The organism is Paenibacillus senegalensis JC66 (assembly GCF_000285515.1).
In the GTDB taxonomy this organism is placed as follows: Bacteria; Bacillota; Bacilli; order Paenibacillales; family NBRC-103111; genus Paenibacillus_L; species Paenibacillus_L senegalensis.
The window spans coordinates 1,762,920-1,766,379 of sequence record NZ_HE610957.1 but is presented as its reverse complement, the minus strand read 5'-3'; the positions used below and the strand labels follow the sequence as shown (position 1 = coordinate 1,766,379).

Genomic DNA, 3,460 nt, shown 5'->3' with positions numbered 1-3,460 from the left:
TTATAGATAAAGGAGATTGTAAAGTTAGTATTGAAGGATAAAAATCGACTTAAAATAGAAGGACCAAATGCACCTCCGCAGCGTTCTTCGAAGATATGGAGCAGTATCTATTGCAGCATCAGCAAGAGCCGCCGGATCAACGGTTAAAAGGAATTCTGAAAATTTACATGCCTTTCATTGAGAAGACAGCACAACTGTTAACAGGAGGCAAGGGATCCGCGTCAGCTAAGCGACTTCCGTATCAATCACAGAATCCGCTCTATAACAAAATGCATCAAATCGCAGTCGAGTTATTCGATGAGATGGCAACAGCGGATCATCCAAGCCCAAATAGTATATTTAAAGCAGATATGCTGCTGATCGCCATAAGTATTGATTCATATTTTTATCAAAGGGATGTTCGTGGCTATTCACCCGATGAAATTTTGGAACACCTTTGCTCAACATTCATTTAAAGCGGTTTGATGCAGTTTATAATCTGGATGATCTTCAGCGAAAAAAATACTTTGTGAAGCAAATTAGTCACCACGTCTGGTTTTTGCTTGCATGAACCTCAAAAAGTCAGCCACCTGCCTCTGGAAGTCAGGTGGCCAAGGACGGCGGTTCAATGAATTTTTTCTTTCATACATTAAATTTCCTGTAGTAATGCTTTTAATCCCGCTGTATTTATTACATTCCATGGTGTGTTTAATTCTGGCTGAAAGAAGAAGTCGGCATAGGCCAATTGTTCTAATGTGCATCCGGTTTGAATCGCAAGGGAGACCGTATTGATATTAGCAGTTAAATCAACTTCAGACATGATTTGTCCCCCTAAAATCTCTAGAGTTGTTGGATCGTAAACCAGTTTGAACATAACGGTCGTCTCCGGAGAAAACAGGGCTGTCTCTTGTTCCAAGTAGACGGATTTTATTTCAATGCCAAGCTTTTTTGCCGTTTTATCATTCAAACCAACTGAAGCGAAATAATAATCGAAAATATGCGCACCTGAAGAGCCTTGTACACCAGGAAGCGGATGAATGGCTTCGAATAAATTTTTTACTGCATAATGTGCTTGACGACGCGCGTTGGTTCCTAATGAAACATTCATCCGCATTTTCCCGGGATTGTACCAAACCGTTGTTGCATCCCCAATGGCGAAAATATCGGGATCACTTGTGCGCATGTATTCATCTGTTTTAATTCTGCCATCCGGCAATAATTCCACTGCGCCTCGCAACCATTCCGTGTTGGCACGATTGCCGGCAGACAAGATGACCAGGTCAGCTGAATAGGTGCCTTTTGTAGTTATAACCTCGATGACTTTATCATTTTCATCACCGACAAACTCGATGATCGAGTTGCCTAGTGCCAATTCCACATCTCGATCTTTCATTTCTTTTTCAAGTACATCCGTAAATTCTTTATCTAAATAGGAGCTTAAAGGACGATTGTTGATGTCCATTAACGTAACCTTTTTCCCTGATTCGCTAAATAATGAAGCTGCTCCAGTCCCAATGTATCCTGCGCCAACAATAACAACGTTTTTAATATCTGGATCTGCAGCATGTTTTCTCATATTGAATGTATCTTGTCGGCTGCTCATCGTACCGATGTTTTTTAAATGCCGTCCAGGGACAGGAGGAATAAATGGCTTTGCACCAGGACTTAAAATGATTTTGTCATAACTCTCCGTCCGCGTATCCCCTGTCATATGATTGAATATTTCCACTTGGTGATTGCCAGGTTCTACTTTAGTTATTTCGGCATTACCGAAAATGGATACTCCTTGCTGTTGAATGGATTTAAGATCCTTCGCCGGAATGGAAAAGAAGTCTCCTTTGTCATACCATTGAACGTTTGCTTTCGGACAAATCAATCGTAACGCTTCAACCGCTTCAATACCCCCGTGCGATGCTCCCAAAACAATAACTTTCATGATTACCTCTCCTTTAAATACATTAATGTATCTTATTCTATAATTAGGATACATCAATGTATCTTAAAGAGTCAATTAGATACATACGTGGATCTTATTTATTTAAGATACAGTTTGCTGTATAATGAACGTACAAGGAGAGAATGAGTGATGACGGATTCAAATAAAAGCCGCCGCCGCGGCGACCAATTACAAAATGATATTTATGCAGCAACGTATCGTCTGCTGGAGACGGAAGGGTACAGTGCGATTAATTTTACGCGTATTGCTCGTGAGGCGAAAACCAGTCGTTCGGTGGTTTATCGTTATTGGGATACCCCGTTTGATTTAGTGTTTGCAGCTGTCCAACAACGGATGCAACAATCGGAAGAGGAGTTCAAGAATTTGGATTTTGACAGAGGCAGTCTCCGTGATAATTTAGTATACGTTGGCCAGCATTTTATTTTGACGTCCAACCATGGACCGTTTAGATTATTTAAAATGCTGTTTTCCGAGATGATTAGCCAGCAGGAGCGAGAACGGACAAGCCAGATGTTGGCCAAAGCAACAGGATCCAATATTAAGATTATGGATTACGTTCTTCAACAGGCCGTACAACGGGGAGAAATCACAAAGCTCCCACCTAAAGCGACCAAACTCATTCTTTTTGAGCAAATTCGCTATACGTCTATGCTTGAAAATGGAGGGGTGTCGCATCAGAAATTGGAAGAGATTGTTGATCATGTGGTGTTGCCGGCAATTTTATATTTTTCTAAACCGTGAATTCTCATCTGGCGCATGATGAGCGAGCGTACCTTGCAGCGCAGGCTGACGGAAGAAGGCGCAAGCTTCAAGCAGTTGCTGGCGAAGACGAGGCGGGAGATGGCCGTCACTTATTTGGCAGACCCTGCGCTGGAGATCAAAGAGGTCGCATTTCTCGTCGGCTACGAGGACCCCAATTCGTTTTATCGCGCGTTTCGCTCATGGACAGTGGAGACTCCTGCCAATTGGCGCGCCGCGCTAGTTACCGAGTAGACGCAACGATGTATCATGATCTCTATCCTAGACATAAGGAGTGCAGGCAGATGGATATGGGATTGAAGAATAAGACAGCTTTAGTAACGGGATCAACTAGAGGCATAGGAAAAGCGATTGCCCTGGAACTTGCCAGGGAAGGCGTTCATGTTCTCATAAATGGCCGGAACATTGCCTTCCGGACAGATGCCTCAATACGGTGTGACCAAATCCATGCTGTTGTCATTATCCAAGAGCTTGTCCAAGCTGACCCGCGGCGCTGAAGTTACAGTGAACACGATCCTGCCGGGGCCGACCCTCTCCGAGAACGTGCTGCAGATCATCGAGAGCATATATTCGAACGAAGACATGACCTTCGAGGCTAAAGAGAAAGACTTTATGACGAAGAACCTGCCTCAATCCGAAATCGGGCGGTTTATCAGACCTGTGCAGATCGGACGATTGACTGCTTTCATTTGCAGCCCGATGGCTTCCGCCTTTAAAGGATCCCCGATCCGCATAGATGGGGGAATGGTACCGACAATATTTTAA

General features: G+C 43.5%; 3 protein-coding genes and 2 pseudogenes. 4 read left to right on the top strand and 1 reads right to left on the bottom strand.

Translation table 11 applies throughout. From position 1 onward, the window contains the following. Positions 1–110: 110 nt before the first annotated feature. Positions 111–455, top strand: a complete 345-nt coding sequence (locus PSHG_RS26950) for a hypothetical protein (RefSeq protein ID WP_010271771.1) — start codon at positions 111–113, stop codon at positions 453–455. Between the two features lie 173 nt (positions 456–628). Here the strand turns inward: PSHG_RS26950 and PSHG_RS08295 are convergent, their stop codons facing one another. Further along, positions 629–1,915, bottom strand: a complete 1,287-nt coding sequence (locus tag PSHG_RS08295; protein ID WP_010271770.1) for an FAD-dependent oxidoreductase — start codon at positions 1,913–1,915, stop codon at positions 629–631. A 150-nt stretch (positions 1,916–2,065) separates the two neighbouring features. Here PSHG_RS08295 and PSHG_RS08290 point away from each other — a divergent pair, with 150 nt between their 5' ends. The 3 genes and pseudogenes from PSHG_RS08290 to PSHG_RS26945 all read left to right on the top strand — a co-directional run bounded on the left by PSHG_RS08290 (position 2,066) and on the right by PSHG_RS26945 (position 3,460). After that, positions 2,066–2,677 (top strand): TetR/AcrR family transcriptional regulator, encoded by a 612-nt coding sequence (locus PSHG_RS08290; RefSeq protein WP_010271769.1) that lies wholly within the window; start codon positions 2,066–2,068, stop codon positions 2,675–2,677. 18 nt (positions 2,678–2,695) lie between these two features. Next, a pseudogene (locus PSHG_RS08285) lies at positions 2,696–2,929 on the top strand (helix-turn-helix transcriptional regulator); the annotation flags it as partial. Between the two features lie 50 nt (positions 2,930–2,979). After that, a pseudogene (locus PSHG_RS26945) lies at positions 2,980–3,460 on the top strand (SDR family oxidoreductase).